Source organism: Polynucleobacter sp. AP-Capit-er-40B-B4, from assembly GCF_018882245.1.
Taxonomy (GTDB): Bacteria; Pseudomonadota; Gammaproteobacteria; order Burkholderiales; family Burkholderiaceae; genus Polynucleobacter.
In genome coordinates, this window is the sequence record NZ_JACVOV010000002.1 from 607,955 (window position 1) to 623,605 (window position 15,651).

The following is a 15,651-nucleotide window of genomic DNA, read 5'->3' on the forward strand; positions in this document are numbered from 1 at the left end:
ATGCCGGGCTTTTTTATCAACAAAGGAAGAATTACTTCTTACGCTTATTAACTGAATCTTTAAATGCCTTACCAGCAGAAAACTTAACAGTTTTCGCAGCAGCAATTTTGAGTGGCTCGCCAGTTTTTGGGTTACGACCCATACGTGCAGCACGTTTGCCAGAAGCAAAAGTACCAAAGCCGATCAGTTGTACTGAGTCACCTTTAGTAACAGCTTTGATGATTGTGTCGATAGCAGAATTCAATGCGAATTCAGCTTTGGCTTTAGAAATCTCCGCGTCGTCAGCAATCGCTGCGATTAGTTCGGCTTTGTTCAAGTGAAGCTCCTTATAGATATTGATGTCAGCGCACATTACGCTTACATGATTTTAACCACAAAAAATTACAAAAATAAAGTTGCGTTACAGCAATTTTTTAATGCGACTACAAACTACTCTTCCAAAACTGCGATATCAGAAACAAAATACTCCGTATCGCCAAAACAGGTTGTCGGCAAGCCGATGTGTTGCTCATACTTGAGAGCAACCTTTTTTCCTAAATTAGCATTTATTTTTTGCGCCACAGCATCTTCACGCACCGTAAAGAGGAATTTTTCTGACATAGTGCCGGGCATGGAAACCATGGCCAATTCACCCTCCCAGGTTTTGCATATATAGCCGCGATTAGAGAATTTCTGTACATATCCAGCACGCTCGCCACTTCCGTAGCTCCAATTCAGCATAGCCCATGTATAGACGGAAATACCCACTAACCCAATTAAAACAAGGCTTAAGAGCCACTTTATAAAGCTATTCATCAGAATTTCCTTGGTAAATCACCATACAAACCCTAGGCGGGTGCTTATATCTTCTATCAGAAGTATATGAGCATCTAGTTCCAAGAATTACTCTATTTGAGGCGGGTAACCAAATTAAAATACTAATAACAGCTTTAAATATAGATAAAACTTATGGAAATCCGGCACATCATCTTTTTTATTTTTGTAGCGTCAGCTATTTACGTCTATTTCAGAGGAAAGGTGCGTTTTGGCATAGTAAGGTCCCTCACTGACTATCAGGTACTTCTAGCACCAGTAAATACCCTGCTGTATCTCTTTTCAAAAGTAAAGGCCAGCGCCTTTGTTCCGGTTAGCCAATTTCCCGAGATGAAGCCTATTCACGAAAACTGGGAAACCATACGGCAAGAGGCGCTTTCTCTGCAGGAAGGCGGGTCAATTGCTGCTGCTACCGGATATAACGACATTGGCTTTAATTCCTTCTTTCGCACCGGCTGGAAGCGTTTTCACCTTTGCTGGTACGGAAAAGAGGTGCCATCAGCCCTAGCCAAGTGCCCAAAAACAGTCGCTCTACTGAAGTCCATTCCCACCATCAAGGCGGCGATGTTCGCCTCACTGCCTCCTGGAGCAACTTTAGTGCGCCACCGAGACCCCTATGCGGGCTCCTTGCGCTATCACATCGGCCTGTCTACACCAAACAATCCTAAGTGTTTCATTGAGGTCGACGGAGAGCGCTATCACTGGAAAGATGGAGAAGCAGTAATTTTTGATGAAACTTACATTCACTTTGCCGCCAACGAAACCGATCAACAGAGGATCATTTTATTTTGCGACGTTGAGCGCCCGGTTTACACCAAAGTGGTTGAGTTATTCAATCGCTGGTTTGGGCGATATGTCATGAGCGCAGCCTCCTCTCAAAATGAAGAGGGTGAAAAAGTTGGGTTTGTAAATGTTCTGTTTACGTATTTTTACCAACTTCGCGCGCAAGCCAAAAAGCTAAAAGCAAAACATCGCACTGTTTATTACGTAGGCAAATGGGTGCTCATTCTGGGAATTTTGTGGGCTATTTTTTGGTAGGCAAAGAATTAAATTTAGGGGCTTAATAGCTGAACAATTTGTTCGGGGCTGATAGGGCCCCATATTTCTACTCTTTTCTTACGGCTATTTTGACCAGAAACAAATTGAATTTGCTTCTGGGGCACCCTTAACTGCTTAGAAAGCCAGGCCAATAAAAGTTCATTTGCCTTGTTTTCAAGGGCGGGTGCCTGTAGAGAAATTTTTAGACAACCATCATGCAAACCGACAACTTTGGTTTGCTTTGCCCCTGGTTGGCAATGCAAATTTAGGGTGATTCCGGTGGGAGTTTGTTTTAACCAAATAGGTGTCATCAAAGTACTTTAAACTGAAACCATGACGATGAAGAATTCCCAAGCCTTAGAGCAGCTATTTACAAACAATCGCAACTGGGCTGAAAGCATGGTGGCCAAGGATGCCAACTTCTTTAAGCGCTTAGTTTCTCAACAAGCTCCGGAATATCTTTGGATAGGCTGCTCTGATAGTCGAGTACCAGCAAATGACATTGTTAACTTATTGCCTGGTGAATTATTTGTACATCGAAATGTTGCAAACGTAGTTGTCCATACAGACTTAAATTGCTTGTCGGTTATTCAATTTGCTATCGATTTGCTTAAAGTGAAGCACATACTGGTGGTTGGTCATTATGGCTGCTCCGGCGTACATGCAGCATTAGCAGATAAGCGGGTTGGCCTTGCCGATAATTGGTTACGCCACGTTAAAGATGTACATCAAAAACATGAACGCTATCTGGGTGACATGATCCCAACTCCAAAACGTCAAGATCGCTTATGCGAGCTCAACGTGATTGAGCAAGTAGTGAACGTTTGTGAAACCACCATCGTGCAAGATGCATGGGCGCGCGGACAAGATCTAACGGTTCACGGTTGGGCTTACCGACTTGAGACTGGCCTTGTAAATGATCTGGGTATGTCTAGCAGCTCAATCGAAGAAATGACTGAGCGCTACGCAAAGTCAGTAAAGCGATACGAACTAGAACAAAACTGATTTGCTCAAATCCATTTCCAATCAAGTAGTTGTTGCGCTACTCAAGATTCTTGCGCTGCTACCTTATAAATTATTAGTTGCCATTGGATATGGGCTTGGCTTTATAGCTGCTCGCATTCCCAGCGATAGAAATCGGGTCGTTAAAACCAATCTTCGCCTATGCTTTCCGCAATTAAACTCTGCAGAAATTGACAGCTTAAGCAAACAACACTGGCGTTTACTGGGCCGTAGCCTTGTAGAGAAAAGCATTATTTGGTGCGGGAGCTCTAAACAGTTGAGTAATATGATCGAGGTGAAGTCAGCAGTAGATCTTTCTAGCAAAAAACCTCGAATTTTAGTGAATATGCACTTCACTGGAATTGAAGGCAGCATTATTTTGAGTGCGCTTTGCAAAGAAAAACACTGGCCACGAACTTCCGGATTTTTTCAAAGAATGAAAAATCCATTTTTTAATAAGAAAATTGTGGAATGGCGCAATCGATTTGGTGGCAACTCTATTGATCGACAGGGGAATGTGAAAGCCATCATTCGAGAAATTCGCAACGGTGACTTCATTATCATTGCGCCGGATATTGATTTAGGCCTCAAAGATTCTGAGTTCGTGCCATTTTTTGGAATTCAAACCAATACAATCACAACGATTTCTCGCTTAGCCAAAATTACAGGCGCCGATGTTTGTCTAATGACAACTACTTTGAAGGCGGATGAATCTGGATATCTCTGTGAAATTAAAGAGCCAATAGAAAATTTTCCCGGGGAAGATCCAAAATCAGACACGGCTCGACTTAACCAATATTTTGAAGATGAAATTCGACTTCGGCCGGCTGAATACTACTGGGTGCACAAGCGCTTCAAAAACCGTCCCGACAACAGTCCAAGCCCCTATAACCCTTCTATCTAGAGGTCTTTTGTCCTATCATTAAGGGATGACTGAACGTATTGGGCTATTCGCCGATCTCCACAGCAATTTAGAGGCTTTTGAAGCCTGCATGGAGCGCGCGCAAGAACTTGGCGTAACCCGGATGGTTTTCTTGGGCGACCTTGTTGGTTATAACGCTGACCCAGTAGCGCTGATTGATCGAATTGCAGATCTTGTTGATAGCAAAAAGGCCATTGCCATTCTGGGCAATCATGATGAAGCGATTTTTAAAGATAGTCGCAGCCAAATGAACGCGAGCGCAAATGCCGCCATTGAGTGGACTAAGTCTCAGCTCAATTCTGGGCATGTGGCGTTTCTTAAAAATTTACCGCTGATCATTCAAGAAGATCGGGTTTGCTTTGTCCATGCCTCTGCACATAATCCGGGAGATTGGAATTACATCACCGACAGCATGAGCGCTTGGCGCTGCGCACAAAACTCCGGGAAAAGTTACACCTTTGTTGGCCATGCGCACGAACAAGCCTTGTTTTATCAAAGTGCCGTTGGCAAACTCATACGCTTTGAACCGCATCCTGGCGATGAAATTCCAGTTCTGCACCATCGTCAATGGGTAGGGGTTGTAGGCTCGCTTGGTCAACCCAGAGATGGAAATCCGGAAGCCTGTTTTGCCATTTTTGAGCCCGAAGCTGAAGTGCTGACGTTTCATCGCACGCCCTATGATCACTTTACTGCAGCAGATAAAGTGCGTCGTGCAGGCCTACCAGAAGACCTAGCAAACCGCCTCATTACTGGCAAGTAAATCTAATGGCCATTAATACCGACATTGAAGCAGTAGACGATATATTTCAAGAGGGTAAAGTAGTTGATGGATTTACTCTGGGCAAAGAGGTTCATCGCGGCGGAATGGCCAGCCTCTTTTCAGCAACTAAAGAAGGTATTAACGTACCCATTCTGCTAAAGATTCCGCGCGTTGGTAGAGCCCAGCCAGTAGAAAGTTTGATCGGCTTTGAAACCGAGCTAACCATCCTGCGCTCTCTTAAAAGTCCCTATGTTCCTCAATATTTGGGCTCTGGCAATATGGCCACACGCCCTTATATTGCAATGGAAAGAGTCGAAGGGCGCCCTCTCGAAGACTACATCAAAGAAGGTAAGGTTTTTACAATCGATGAAGTTGTTCGCATCGGAGTAGATCTTGCACAAGCAGTTCAATCACTTCACTCTCAAGATGCAATACATCTAGATATCAAGCCTGAAAATATTTTGATTGATGACAAGGGCAAATTAACACTTATTGATTTTGGTTTATCGCATCATGCTCGCTATCCAGATTTGCTTGCAGAAGAAATGCGTAAGGGTGTTGGATCTGCGCCTTATATTTCTCCCGAGCAAGTAGCTGGAATTCGCTCAGATTCGCGCAGTGATATTTTTTCTATCGGCGCAATCATGTATGAGTTACTTACAGGCGAACTGCCATTCGGCAATCCACAAACAATGAGTGGCCTACGAAGACGAATGTGGGCTGAGCCTTTTCCACCGCGCGCAATTCGCAGAGAAATTCCACGCTGGCTTCAAGAGGTAGTATTGAGATGTCTAGAGCCTCGTGCAGCCGATCGCTACCAAAGTGCTGCTCGCTTGCGACAGGTATTGCGTGATCCTGAGGGTGTAACACTTACCGAACGGGCCGATCGTGTTGAGCCGCCTAGTTTTTGGCAAAACCTCAAGGGCATGTTCAAAGCCGCTGGCTATGAACCATCCCCAAGTCCGCGCCCAAGTATGGGTAACTTTGATGCGCCCCTGATGATTGCTGCAATTGATACACGCCAATCAGACGAAGACTTAAGAGAGCGCATGCAAATTACTGCGAAGAACCTATTGCAAGCTTATCCCGAAAGTAGATTGGTTTGCTTAAGCACTATTAGCAGCACTCCAACGTTCGAGGGCAACCAAGAGAATGAGACTGCCAGTGGCATTGTGCGTGGCCACTTAGTACAACTGATGGATTGGGCCAAACCACTAAAGCTGCCGCCAGAGAGAATCTCTTATCACGTGCTAGAAGCACTTGATCCCGCCTCACGGATTGTTGAGTTTGCCAAAGATAATGATGCATCCCTCATTCTCATTGGCGCATCACATAAGTTACCCAACAAGGTAACGCCTTGGAGAACTTCCATGACGAAGATCGTCGAGGAAGCCCCCTGCAGTGTGCACATTGTCAGGACTTAAGATGGTTTCTATTGCCTCCCCGTGGGCGGTAATTGACGGATAATGCAGGGATGGAAGAAAAAGTACGCGTCTCAAAATTACTCTCTGAGCTAGGTCTTTGCTCACGTCGCGAAGCGGACTCATATATTGAGCAAGGCCTCGTAACGGTAGATGGTGAAGTGGTGAATGAGTTAGGGGTTCGCGCTTTCCGTCATCAAAAAATTGAACTTCAATCTGGTGCCAAGGCACAACAAGCCTCTCGCATCACCGTGATTTTGAATAAGCCCGTTGGATATATCTCTCATTACGACGATGAGCAGGAATACCAACCTGCAGCCTCTCTAATCACCCCTGAAAATTACTTTGCCAGCCCATTAGATAAGGGCAGAAGTCCACGCTTCAACACCAAAGGTCTGGCTCCAGCAGGAAGGCTAGATATTGATTCCACCGGCATGCTGGTCCTCACTCAAGATGGGCGTATAGCCAAGCTATTGATCGGTGAAAATAGTCCGATTGAAAAAGAGTATTTAGTGCGCGTTGAAGGCTTACTTTCTTTCGAAGATTTGGATCGTTTAAGACATGGTCTATCGCTAGACGGTGTAGAACTTAAGCCGGCACAAGTAAGTTGGCAAAATGAAGATCAGCTTCGCTTTGTTTTGCGTGAAGGTCGTAAACGCCAAATTCGCCGGATGTGTGAGATGGTGGGTCTTAAGGTGTTGGGCCTCAAACGCGTCAGAATGGGTCGCATCTCATTGGGGCCCCTACCTCCAGGCCAATGGCGCTACGTAAGGCCTGAAGAGCAATTCTGAAGCCTCACACCCGCTTATAATTGCGACCAAACTTAGATTAAGTGGCGCAAAATTACCATCGAAACCTCCATCCCCAGCACGCCAGGCGCAGAAGTACTTAGACGTCGCAGCTTCGCCATCATCTCTCACCCAGATGCGGGTAAAACTACGCTTACTGAAAAATTACTGCTCTATGCGGGCGCCATTCAAATTGCAGGTAGTGTTAAAGCACGTAAAGCAAGTCGCCATGCAACCTCCGACTGGATGGAGATTGAAAAACAACGGGGTATTTCTGTAGCAAGCTCTGTGATGCAGATGGAATATCGCGATTGCATCATTAACCTGTTAGACACTCCGGGTCACCAAGATTTCTCAGAAGATACTTACCGAGTATTGACTGCAGTTGACTCTGCTCTTATGGTGATTGATGCTGCTAATGGCGTTGAATCTCAAACATTACGCTTGCTTGAAGTATGCCGCGCGCGCAATACACCTATTGTCACCTTCATCAACAAGATGGACCGTGAAGTAAAGCCACCAATGGAATTAATGGATGAGATCGAAAACGCTCTCGGCATTGAAGTGGTTCCATTTACCTGGCCAGTTGGCATGGGCAAGTCTTTTGCTGGCGTGATCGACATTGCCAATATGCGAATGCGGATGTTCAAGGCTGGCGAGGATCGCGTTACCGAAGACTCCCATGCAGTAGTTGATGTAAATGATCCTGCCCTTAAAGAGCGCCTGGGGGCCGATCTAGAAAACGCTTTGGCTGAAGTGGCGCTTATCAAAGAAGCGATGCCTGCATTTGATCTAGAAGCGTTTTTAGCAGGGCGTCAATCCCCAGTCTTCTTTGGCTCCGCAATCAACAACTTCGGCGTGCGTGAGATTCTCAATACACTGGTTGAGTTAGCGCCATCGCCTGGTTCACGCAAAGCATTGCAACGTGAAGTCAGCCCTGCAGAAAACAAATTCTCAGCAGTCGTATTCAAGATTCAGGCCAACATGGATCCAGCGCATCGAGACCGAGTAGCATTTTTAAGAATTTGCTCTGGTCATTTTCAGCGTGGTATGAAACTCAAAATTTGCCGCAATGGTAAAGAGGTGCGCACCAATAATGCACTTTCCTTCTTGTCACAAAGACGCGATATTTTGGATGAAGCATTTCCTGGCGACATCATTGGCTTACCCAATCATGGCTTGCTTCGTCTTGGCGACACATTAACTGAAGGCGAACAGCTACAGTTCACAGGTCTACCATTTTTTGCGCCTGAAATTTTCCGCATGGTTGAGTCTGCGGATCCGCTGCGTTCTAAACAATTGCGGACTGGACTAATGCAATTAGGCGAAGAAGGCGCCATTCAAGTCTTCAGACCAATGGCTGGAGGCACGATGTTGCTGGGCGCATTTGGCCAGCTTCAATTTGAAGTAGTCAGTCACCGACTCCAAACCGAATATGGCGCAGAGGTACGTCTATTGCCTGCTCGCTACAGTTTGGCGCGCTGGGTTAGCTCAGATGACCCTGTTGCTCTGAAGAAATTTACCCAAGAAAATATCCATCGCATGGCCGAAGATGTTGTAGGCGCATCCGTCTTCTTGGCATCACATAAATCTGAATTGGATGTTGCTCAACAACGATGGGAATCGATTCAATTCCACGCCCTGAGAGAGCACGCTGGCCTAATTTATCAATCGGATTTGGCAGGCTAATTAGCCAACCGCCTCAATAAATTAACGAGGCGCCTTGCAATCAAACACGGCAACCAACTGAGTATCACTGCTTCTGAAAGAAGCCGTCTTACCGTATTGCGCACAATACGCATTTGCCTTTTTTGTTAACTGCTCCATCGATTCTCCGCTACTATTTAAGAAAGTAACGTGATTAGAGTCAGAGGCATCGGTATACACCGCAGCACAAGCACTCAATACCAATATGCAGCTCACGCTAGGTATAAAAATTTTTAGCAGTACGTTCATTTAGCACTCACTCAGATGTATTTAGGATTTATTAGAGCCCAGCTTTTGTAAAATCTTTGCAGTAATTTTGCTTGCAGTTGGTCTGTAAATCAAAATGCAGACAATCGCCACTGGATAGGCTACGACCCAAACCTCAAGCCATAACCAAAAGAAATTTCCTGCTGGACCGACTCGTACAAAAGTAGTGGCCAGCGTAATGCTGAGAGACATTAAGAAGCCCATTACAAGGGCAAAAACTAAACTGGGAAAATTCATCATGGGTACATCATAGCTTCTGCAGGTGTTAACTGTTATTCTGGACTGTGATCACTATTGTGCGCCCTAGATAGGGGAATCTCTGAAGCAAGCATTGAGATTCATCATTCCATTACTCTAGGAAATTTATGGCTGTAGGCCAAAATCAAAGAACCAGAAAAAACGACTCTATGCTTACCAAAACTGGTAAAGCGCGCTTAGGGCCCCTTAACTCAGCACAGCTTACTAAGTTATTAGAAACAAGCACTAAACCAAAAGAGAAAAGCAAAATATTGCGAGCTCTTAGCAAACATAAAGTTGTAGTTGCATAATTAAAAAGCCCCGCCACTCGGGGCTTTTTAATTTCATCAAGCCCTTCTAACCAACATTCTTTTTCCCAGTATGACTGTAGATACCACCAGAACTGCGAAGATTAAGTTCATTATTGTTAGCGGATCGCCAAGCAAAATACTGGCTGCTACTAAAGTGCAAAAGGGTTGAATGAGTTGCACTTGGCTTACTCTTGCAATGCCACCAATTGCAAGGCCCTCATACCAAAAGAAAAAGCCAAGGAACATAGGAAATAAACTGAGATAGACAAAGCTAGTCCATGCCACTGTGCCCACGTAAATATATTCCGGGCTATACGTCAACCAAGTCATTACGAAATTTAACGGCAATGAAATTACCAATGCCCATGAAATTACGGCGCGAGGGTTCATCTTTCTAGATAGCTCGCCGCCCTCTACGTAGCCAATACATGCGCTGATGCCGCCTAAGACCAGCAGTCCATCAATATAGGTAAAACTTCCCGAACTCTTGAGCAAGGCATACAAAACAACCAAGCCGGCCCCCAATAGGGATACCAGCCAAAAACCAAATGAGGGACGCTCCTTAAAACGCAGCACCCCAATCACCGTTGTTGCAAGCGGCATCATTCCCAAAATAACAGCGCCATGAGATGAAGAGCCCTGGGTCATTGCTACCGTAGTAAAAATAGGAAATCCAAATACAACGCCCAAAGCTATCACTACAAACTTTACAAAATCGACTTTGGAAGGCAAATCTTCTTTTTTATAGGCCAGGTAAGCGAGCGCGACAACCCCCGCTAAGCTTGCTCTACCAAAAGCAATGAAATAAGGGTTGAAGCTTAAAACAGCAATTTTGCTAACCGGCAGCGTTAGGCTAAAAATCAGAATGCCAATAAAGCCAATTAACATTCCTTTGGTTTCTTTGTTCACCATCGCCCTTTTTCTTGTATTGAATTAATTGTATTAACAATCGATCGCAGGTGGGCTGTAATATTCAACTACTGCCTATGAAATTCAACGCCCACATACAAGCTATTTATCTTGCGACTTCTGCTGGAGCAGAGATGCAATCTGTTCACTCCGCCAAACTCAATGCCGGCATAGGTATTGAGGGAGACCGCTATGCCATGGGCACTGGAGCATATTCTGCAACAGAGCCCGCTAAGGTGCGCCATATCAGCTTAATTAGCCTATCGGGCATAGAAACGGCAAATGATTGGCTAAAAGCTGGCGATGAGCCCACTTTTGATGCTGCAGAAACACGCCGAAATATTGCCCTTAAGGGCATCACGGCAGACGAACTCAATGACCTGGTAGGTAAGCGATTTCAGTTAGGGGGCATTCAAATGCTGGGCACCGAACTTTGTACTCCATGCGAAAGGCCCGCTCAACTACTCAGTAGACCAAGCTTCATGGATGCATTTGAAGGGCGCGGGGGGATTCGTGCTGAGGTTTTAAGCTCTGGAGTCCTAGCTATTGGTGATCAACTATCCACAGAGAAGACAAATGATTGAATACCGCGACAACGCCACTATTACTGCCGAGCAAGCGATAGGACTTTACAAACGCTCAACTCTTGGGGAGCGTCGCCCCATTCACAATGTACAAACCTTTGAAGCGATGCTCAAAAATGCCAACCTTACAATCACCGCATGGGATGGCGAAACTTTAGTAGGCATTTCTAGATCCTTAACTGACTTTGCTTACGTGGCATACCTTGCAGACTTAGCGGTCGATCAAGAATATCAACGCTCTGGAATTGGCAAGCAACTGATTGAAGAAACCAAATCTCGACTTGGTCCCGAGTGCATGATTGTCCTATTGGCCGCGCCCAAGGCAAACGAATACTACGGGCACATTGGCTTTGAACATAATCCGCGTGCGTGGACTATGAAAAATAATTAAGTCTTTATCATTGCGGCATGACTATTACTCGATTTTGTTTGGTTCGCCACGGTGAGACCGACTGGAATGCTGAGCGCCGCCTTCAAGGCCATACAGATATAGACCTAAATGCTCGAGGCTTGGCGCAAGCAGAGCAAATGGCGTGCGCTATCAAAAAAATTAATCTTGCATTTGATGTTTTATATACCAGCGATCTCCAGCGGGCTGCCAAGACTGCAAAAGCAATTGAGGAATTGTTTGGTACATCCGCAATCACCAATACTGAGCTTAGAGAGCGGCACCTTGGAGCGCTACAGGGACTGACCACCGATGAAGCGCCCCAGCTTGAACCGGAACTTTGGAGATCTCACCTAAGCAGAAATATTACTGAAGAATTGCGCGGTGGAGAAAGCATTGAGCAATTTGCAAACCGTATCAAAACTGCGCTTGAGAAAATCCGCGCGCAACATCTTGGTAAAACGGTTTTATTAGTGAGTCATGGTGGCGCATTAGACATGATGTACAGGATTGCAAGCAATCAACCCTTGGATGCTGAAAAGGCCGTTGCCGTACCGAATGCCTCCCTCAATTGGATTAGCCACGATGGGCATACTTGGAAAGTGGATGGTTGGGCTGACACTAGCCACCTAGAAAATTTATCGCTAGATAATTTAGATCTATAAAAAACTAAAATCTATTCCCCTTAATAAATAAGCCACCCAAGGATGGCTTATTTATTTTGTAATTACTTGGTAGGATGTAATTTATTTTGATCTGAAACACAAAAATCAACGATTACATCAGCAAAGCCTAAGTAACGAGAATTGCTTTTTCTGAAGCGATCAATTTCTGCGGCCAAAGGCGAAGCAACGCCTTTAAAGCCAGCATCTTCGTAGCCGGGATGATATGGAGCCTCTTCAACAAATTTGTTTGTCATACATTTACCTTGATAAGTTAGCGCCCAAAATAAAAGTAGATTTTGGGAAATATCGATGAATTTAATAGACCGCATTTGCGGCATGATAAAAATTGGCGAACTATTTGATCAGCATATGCATAGAGACTCTCCCAAAGCAGCCCGTCGCTAGCGGACTATGGCCGCGTTGACGGATGCCGCTCCCCCTGTCCTTGATACCTGAGAGATTCACACTAAGCGTAGCTTAGGGCTTGCTCCTTCGGTGCACCATAGAAACGGTGACTCTCCAGACGGCTATTTAGGATAAGCAGTACCTTCCTGGTGGATACCTGAGCGTTCATGGGAGTTTGCGCCTTCGGTGGAGGGATATCCCTCGCTCTCCTGCTTATGAAAATTATAACTGAATGTTAGATTTATCAAACTAGTGATTTGTACCAATGCACTAAAAGGACATCGCCAAAATAGAGAGTCCCGAGATCAACATGACCAACTCCATCAGCAATAAAAATTTATCTTCTGGCAGTGCCAATACAATTCTTTTAGAAAAAATTGAGCCAGCCAAAACACAAACTCCAATTAGAAGACCCTGCATGATAGCCAGCATGTTCAAAAAGCCTAGCTGGTGAAATGCTATGCCCTTGGTAAATAAAATTGATAGGGTGCTTGCTGCCTCTGTGCCCAAGAAGGCGCCTTTACTTAAGCCATATGCTAAAAAGAAAGGGGTATTGATTGCTCCGGTAGTGGCAACAATGCCCGTCAAGTAACCGATGACCGCGCCAACCAGGCTCATCTGCCAAAGCTTTAAATAAAAGTTCTTTTTACGCATCCAGCGGCGAATTGGTACTAGCAAAATTAAAAAACCGCCTAAGGTCATTTCAATTAGTCGCTCATCAAGCTGCACCAAAGTATTCACACCCAACACTGTGAATGGAATAGCTGTAAGACTATAAACAAGACAAACGCGCCACCGAATGACACCCCACCACAAAAAGATGCGCGAGAGATTGGCTACTGTCGCAACCAGAGCAATAACAGGGATTGCCTGAATAGGCCCATAAAAATAAACGAGAGCGGGCATTAAGATGATGGTGGTGCCAAAACCAATAACGCCACCCAAAACCCCGGCGCCCAGACCCAGCGAGCCGAGGACCAGGGCCTGAAGAATCAGATCAGGCAAGGTTAATCATCTCAAATTAACAAAAGGTGGCCGAATAAATACTTCGTCAACCCCTTAACGACCGCCCTGACAATCCAGCGGCATTTCCCACATGGGCTTACCCTGAGCATAGTTACAGTTAACTCCGTCAGGAGAGGTTGTGCTGGCAAGGCAGCCCCCTAGGGCCAGAGTAAATAAAACCGATGCAATAGTAATAAGGAGTTTTTTATTCATTTTGTATCCCGATTTATTCGATGATATCCATTGAGCAAGTTACGACTAATTTATAGCAGATTCACCAAGAAAAACGTCCCAAAGGCCTGCCTATACTTCATCATTAGAAAAATAAAATGCAGATTAGGCAATCCCTATGCAAATAGGCTATATAAGGACCAGCCTAAGTTGAGAATTGCCAATGTAATGAGAGTCCCAAAAGTGAATTTCATCCCCAATACCCGACTACTAAAATTGGGTGGCGGCTCATTAATACCTTTGGCATGAATTAAGCGCCCAATAATTAAAGTGATGCCGGGGAGAATAACAAGCCACCAAGGGGCTCCATTTAATTCAAGGCAAGCAATTAAAATAAGTCCGATTGGCACATACTCAGCAAAGTTACCTTGTGCACGAATAGCCCTTTCTAACTCGTCATAGCCCCCGCTTCCTAGGCCAACTTTATTTTTTCTTCTAAGCCCAATTACCGCAAATGAAAGCTTTACGAAAATAATAGTCAAGATTGCGGCAATAATTGAAGTCATCAGCAACATGCATTTCTCCTTAAATAACTTCTAAAACTTTGCCTAGAGAATTTCCTTCATAGTTTGGTTTTTCACCAATCTCTTCAAAAGGATGGCCAAGGCGATTGACCCAAAATACATCAAATCCATACCATTTCGCTGCTAGCGCATCCCAAGCATTACTAGAGACAAACAAGATTTCTTCTTTCTTCACTGGAAACGCTTTTAATAAAAGCTCATAAGCCTGTGGTGCCGTTTTAAACAAACGCACATCCTCAATCGTGACAACCTTATCCAGGTATGGCGCCAGACCATTGCTTTCGACTACTGTTGCCAACATCTCTCTACTGCCGTTAGACAAAATCGCAGTGGAAATTCCCATGCCCTTAATTGTCTTAAGGACGCTTAGACTGTCATTAAAGCCAGTAAGCTTCGCATATTGATCCATAAGTCGCTTCTCATGTTCTGCCGTGAGATTTAATTCCATACGCTTACATACATAGCGAAGTGAGCGAATTGTTAATTCCCAAAATGGGAGGTAGTGTTTGCTTCCGCCTGGATTGGGGTCGCTCATCGTTACTAAGCGGGTATATTCAATTTGTCGATCGCGCCACATCAATGCAAAAGCTTGGCCATGACCCGGAAATAACTCTTCCGCCAACTGGCCCATCGAGTACACATCAAACAATGTTCCATAGGCATCAAAGGCTATCAGCTTATACATGCAGTCCCCAGCTTTTTATTATGAGTTTCTATTGTCGCTGAAAAGCTATTTTTAAAGATCTCAGGCAAAAGAAAAACCACCCGAAGGTGGTTGTACAACTACATGTCAGCTTAAGGGCAACCAATCAAGGCCAATGATGCAGCCCTAATGACTCTTCAAATAGTCAATTACCCACGCCGGATCACTATCACTTGGGAAAATGGGGTAGTGAACTGCCTCGATTACACCGTTGTTCGCAATGAGCGTGACTCGCTTTAAGAGAGTCATTCCAGCCGCAACAAAAGTTGGCATTTTTAATGCCTTTTGAAATTCATAATTGATATCGCTAACAACTGGAAATGGGAGATGAAGTCTATCTGCCATCTCTTTTTGATACTCAGTGGTTTGAACACTTAAACCCACAACCTCTGCGCCCAATGCTTGAAGCTCTTGATAGTGATCCCTAAATGAACAACTCTGGGGCGTACAACCTCTTGCCCCAGGAATTTGATCCCAACCATCTGGTAAGGCTACGTTAGGCTGCCCTGTCATTGGATAACAGTAGATAACCAGCTTGCCTTTGATGTCGCCAAAGTTAACGACCGTTCCATTGGTAGCCTTTAAAGAAACATTGGGTAGTTTCATTCCCTTCAAATGATTGGTTGAACCATCATCCTGAGGAATAGGAAGATCTGTAGGGAGTTGATTTAGATTGGTCATATCTGAATACTATACAAAACAAAAGCCCCGCATAGATCAAGGACAAAACAAAAAACCACCCGAAGGTGGTTTTGGTGTTTCTTGGTGGCCCGGGGCGGAATCGAACCACCGACACAAGGATTTTCAAATATCCTCCGATAGACCGCTTCGTCTATGAAATCAATTGGTTACACCACCCCTGACATTTCGTGCGCAAAATTTATATAATGTGTCGGTCAAAATATCGAGCGTAATCAGAAAGTTACGATAGCGTGTAAAACTGTGTGCAAACAGCGGAACCAATATGCGTC

Annotated in this window: 22 protein-coding genes and 1 riboswitch; of the genes, 10 read left to right on the plus strand and 12 right to left on the minus strand. The window is 44.8% G+C overall.

Annotation, left to right across the window (positions count from 1 at the left end):
• Nucleotides 1-31: 31 nt before the first annotated feature.
• Nucleotides 32-352 carry an HU family DNA-binding protein gene (locus ICN19_RS08060; RefSeq protein WP_011903860.1) on the minus strand — a complete coding sequence of 107 codons (321 nt, stop codon included), beginning with the start codon at nucleotides 350-352 and terminating at the stop codon, nucleotides 32-34.
• Nucleotides 353-429: 77 nt separating this feature from the next.
• Nucleotides 430-795 (minus strand): hypothetical protein, encoded by a 366-nt coding sequence (locus ICN19_RS08065; RefSeq protein WP_216246841.1) that lies wholly within the window; start codon nucleotides 793-795, stop codon nucleotides 430-432.
• Nucleotides 796-954: 159 nt separating this feature from the next.
• Between ICN19_RS08065 and ICN19_RS08070 the strand changes: the two genes are divergently transcribed.
• The gene (locus ICN19_RS08070; protein ID WP_216246945.1) at nucleotides 955-1,851 is read left to right on the plus strand and encodes an aspartyl/asparaginyl beta-hydroxylase domain-containing protein; all 897 of its coding nucleotides are present in this window, start codon (nucleotides 955-957) and stop codon (nucleotides 1,849-1,851) included.
• A 14-nt stretch (nucleotides 1,852-1,865) separates the two neighbouring features.
• Here ICN19_RS08070 and ICN19_RS10280 read toward each other — a convergent pair whose 3' ends face one another.
• Nucleotides 1,866-2,162 carry a DUF167 domain-containing protein gene (locus tag ICN19_RS10280; protein WP_216231023.1) on the minus strand — a complete coding sequence of 99 codons (297 nt, stop codon included), beginning with the start codon at nucleotides 2,160-2,162 and terminating at the stop codon, nucleotides 1,866-1,868.
• A gap of 22 nt (nucleotides 2,163-2,184) precedes the next feature.
• Between ICN19_RS10280 and can the strand changes: the two genes are divergently transcribed.
• The 6 genes from can to ICN19_RS08105 are packed head-to-tail and all read left to right on the plus strand — an operon-like array spanning nucleotide 2,185 to nucleotide 8,433.
• Nucleotides 2,185-2,856 carry a carbonate dehydratase gene (can, locus tag ICN19_RS08080; RefSeq protein ID WP_216246843.1) on the plus strand — a complete coding sequence of 224 codons (672 nt, stop codon included), beginning with the start codon at nucleotides 2,185-2,187 and terminating at the stop codon, nucleotides 2,854-2,856.
• 1 nt (nucleotide 2,857) lies between these two features.
• Nucleotides 2,858-3,757 (plus strand): lipid A biosynthesis acyltransferase, encoded by a 900-nt coding sequence (locus ICN19_RS08085; protein WP_216246849.1) that lies wholly within the window; start codon nucleotides 2,858-2,860, stop codon nucleotides 3,755-3,757.
• Nucleotides 3,758-3,782: 25 nt separating this feature from the next.
• A complete protein-coding gene (locus ICN19_RS08090; RefSeq protein WP_216246851.1) occupies nucleotides 3,783-4,535 on the plus strand; it encodes a metallophosphoesterase in 753 nt (250 codons plus the stop codon).
• 5 nt (nucleotides 4,536-4,540) lie between these two features.
• Nucleotides 4,541-5,959 carry a protein kinase gene (locus tag ICN19_RS08095; RefSeq protein WP_216246856.1) on the plus strand — a complete coding sequence of 473 codons (1,419 nt, stop codon included), beginning with the start codon at nucleotides 4,541-4,543 and terminating at the stop codon, nucleotides 5,957-5,959.
• Nucleotides 5,960-6,009: 50 nt separating this feature from the next.
• Complete coding sequence (locus tag ICN19_RS08100; protein ID WP_215348117.1) at nucleotides 6,010-6,747, plus strand: pseudouridine synthase; 738 nt, start codon at nucleotides 6,010-6,012, stop codon at nucleotides 6,745-6,747.
• Between the two features lie 57 nt (nucleotides 6,748-6,804).
• Entirely contained in the window at nucleotides 6,805-8,433 is a 1,629-nt protein-coding gene (locus tag ICN19_RS08105; RefSeq protein ID WP_370625186.1) for a peptide chain release factor 3, read from the plus strand.
• A 21-nt stretch (nucleotides 8,434-8,454) separates the two neighbouring features.
• On the opposite strand, the gene ICN19_RS08110 is transcribed toward ICN19_RS08105, so the two are convergent.
• The 3 genes from ICN19_RS08110 to ICN19_RS08120 all read right to left on the minus strand — a co-directional run bounded on the left by ICN19_RS08110 (nucleotide 8,455) and on the right by ICN19_RS08120 (nucleotide 10,178).
• Nucleotides 8,455-8,700, minus strand: coding sequence for a hypothetical protein (locus ICN19_RS08110; protein WP_216246858.1), 246 nt, complete (start codon nucleotides 8,698-8,700; stop codon nucleotides 8,455-8,457).
• A 21-nt stretch (nucleotides 8,701-8,721) separates the two neighbouring features.
• Nucleotides 8,722-8,958, minus strand: a complete 237-nt coding sequence (locus ICN19_RS08115) for a DUF2798 domain-containing protein (protein WP_216246860.1) — start codon at nucleotides 8,956-8,958, stop codon at nucleotides 8,722-8,724.
• A gap of 344 nt (nucleotides 8,959-9,302) precedes the next feature.
• On the minus strand, nucleotides 9,303-10,178 hold the full coding sequence (locus ICN19_RS08120; RefSeq protein ID WP_216246862.1) for a DMT family transporter: 876 nt from the start codon (nucleotides 10,176-10,178) through the stop codon (nucleotides 9,303-9,305).
• 74 nt (nucleotides 10,179-10,252) lie between these two features.
• On the opposite strand from ICN19_RS08120, the gene ICN19_RS08125 reads away from it, so the two are divergent.
• From ICN19_RS08125 to ICN19_RS08135, 3 genes are read left to right on the plus strand one after another with little or no spacing between them, the layout of a single operon-like run.
• The gene (locus ICN19_RS08125) at nucleotides 10,253-10,759 is read left to right on the plus strand and encodes an MOSC domain-containing protein (protein WP_255536971.1); all 507 of its coding nucleotides are present in this window, start codon (nucleotides 10,253-10,255) and stop codon (nucleotides 10,757-10,759) included.
• The gene (locus ICN19_RS08130; protein ID WP_216246864.1) at nucleotides 10,752-11,150 is read left to right on the plus strand and encodes a GNAT family N-acetyltransferase; all 399 of its coding nucleotides are present in this window, start codon (nucleotides 10,752-10,754) and stop codon (nucleotides 11,148-11,150) included. Before ICN19_RS08125 ends, ICN19_RS08130 begins: the two co-directional genes overlap by 8 nt.
• Before the next feature lie 17 nt (nucleotides 11,151-11,167).
• Nucleotides 11,168-11,812, plus strand: coding sequence for a histidine phosphatase family protein (locus ICN19_RS08135; RefSeq protein ID WP_216246866.1), 645 nt, complete (start codon nucleotides 11,168-11,170; stop codon nucleotides 11,810-11,812).
• Between the two features lie 62 nt (nucleotides 11,813-11,874).
• On the opposite strand, the gene ICN19_RS08140 is transcribed toward ICN19_RS08135, so the two are convergent.
• The 6 genes from ICN19_RS08140 to ICN19_RS08165 all read right to left on the minus strand — a co-directional run bounded on the left by ICN19_RS08140 (nucleotide 11,875) and on the right by ICN19_RS08165 (nucleotide 15,361).
• A complete protein-coding gene (locus ICN19_RS08140) occupies nucleotides 11,875-12,066 on the minus strand; it encodes a hypothetical protein (protein WP_216246868.1) in 192 nt (63 codons plus the stop codon).
• A 175-nt stretch (nucleotides 12,067-12,241) separates the two neighbouring features.
• Nucleotides 12,242-12,345: riboswitch (glycine riboswitch) on the minus strand.
• 142 nt (nucleotides 12,346-12,487) lie between these two features.
• Nucleotides 12,488-13,222: a sulfite exporter TauE/SafE family protein gene (locus ICN19_RS08145; RefSeq protein WP_216246870.1), complete on the minus strand. Its 735-nt coding sequence runs from the start codon at nucleotides 13,220-13,222 to the stop codon at nucleotides 12,488-12,490.
• Nucleotides 13,223-13,276: 54 nt separating this feature from the next.
• Nucleotides 13,277-13,435 (minus strand): hypothetical protein, encoded by a 159-nt coding sequence (locus ICN19_RS08150; protein ID WP_216246872.1) that lies wholly within the window; start codon nucleotides 13,433-13,435, stop codon nucleotides 13,277-13,279.
• A gap of 134 nt (nucleotides 13,436-13,569) precedes the next feature.
• Nucleotides 13,570-13,968: an MAPEG family protein gene (locus ICN19_RS08155; RefSeq protein WP_216246875.1), complete on the minus strand. Its 399-nt coding sequence runs from the start codon at nucleotides 13,966-13,968 to the stop codon at nucleotides 13,570-13,572.
• A 10-nt stretch (nucleotides 13,969-13,978) separates the two neighbouring features.
• On the minus strand, nucleotides 13,979-14,662 hold the full coding sequence (locus ICN19_RS08160; RefSeq protein ID WP_216246881.1) for a haloacid dehalogenase type II: 684 nt from the start codon (nucleotides 14,660-14,662) through the stop codon (nucleotides 13,979-13,981).
• 144 nt (nucleotides 14,663-14,806) lie between these two features.
• Nucleotides 14,807-15,361, minus strand: coding sequence for a peroxiredoxin (locus tag ICN19_RS08165; RefSeq protein WP_216246883.1), 555 nt, complete (start codon nucleotides 15,359-15,361; stop codon nucleotides 14,807-14,809).
• Between the last annotated feature and the right edge of the window lie 290 nt (nucleotides 15,362-15,651).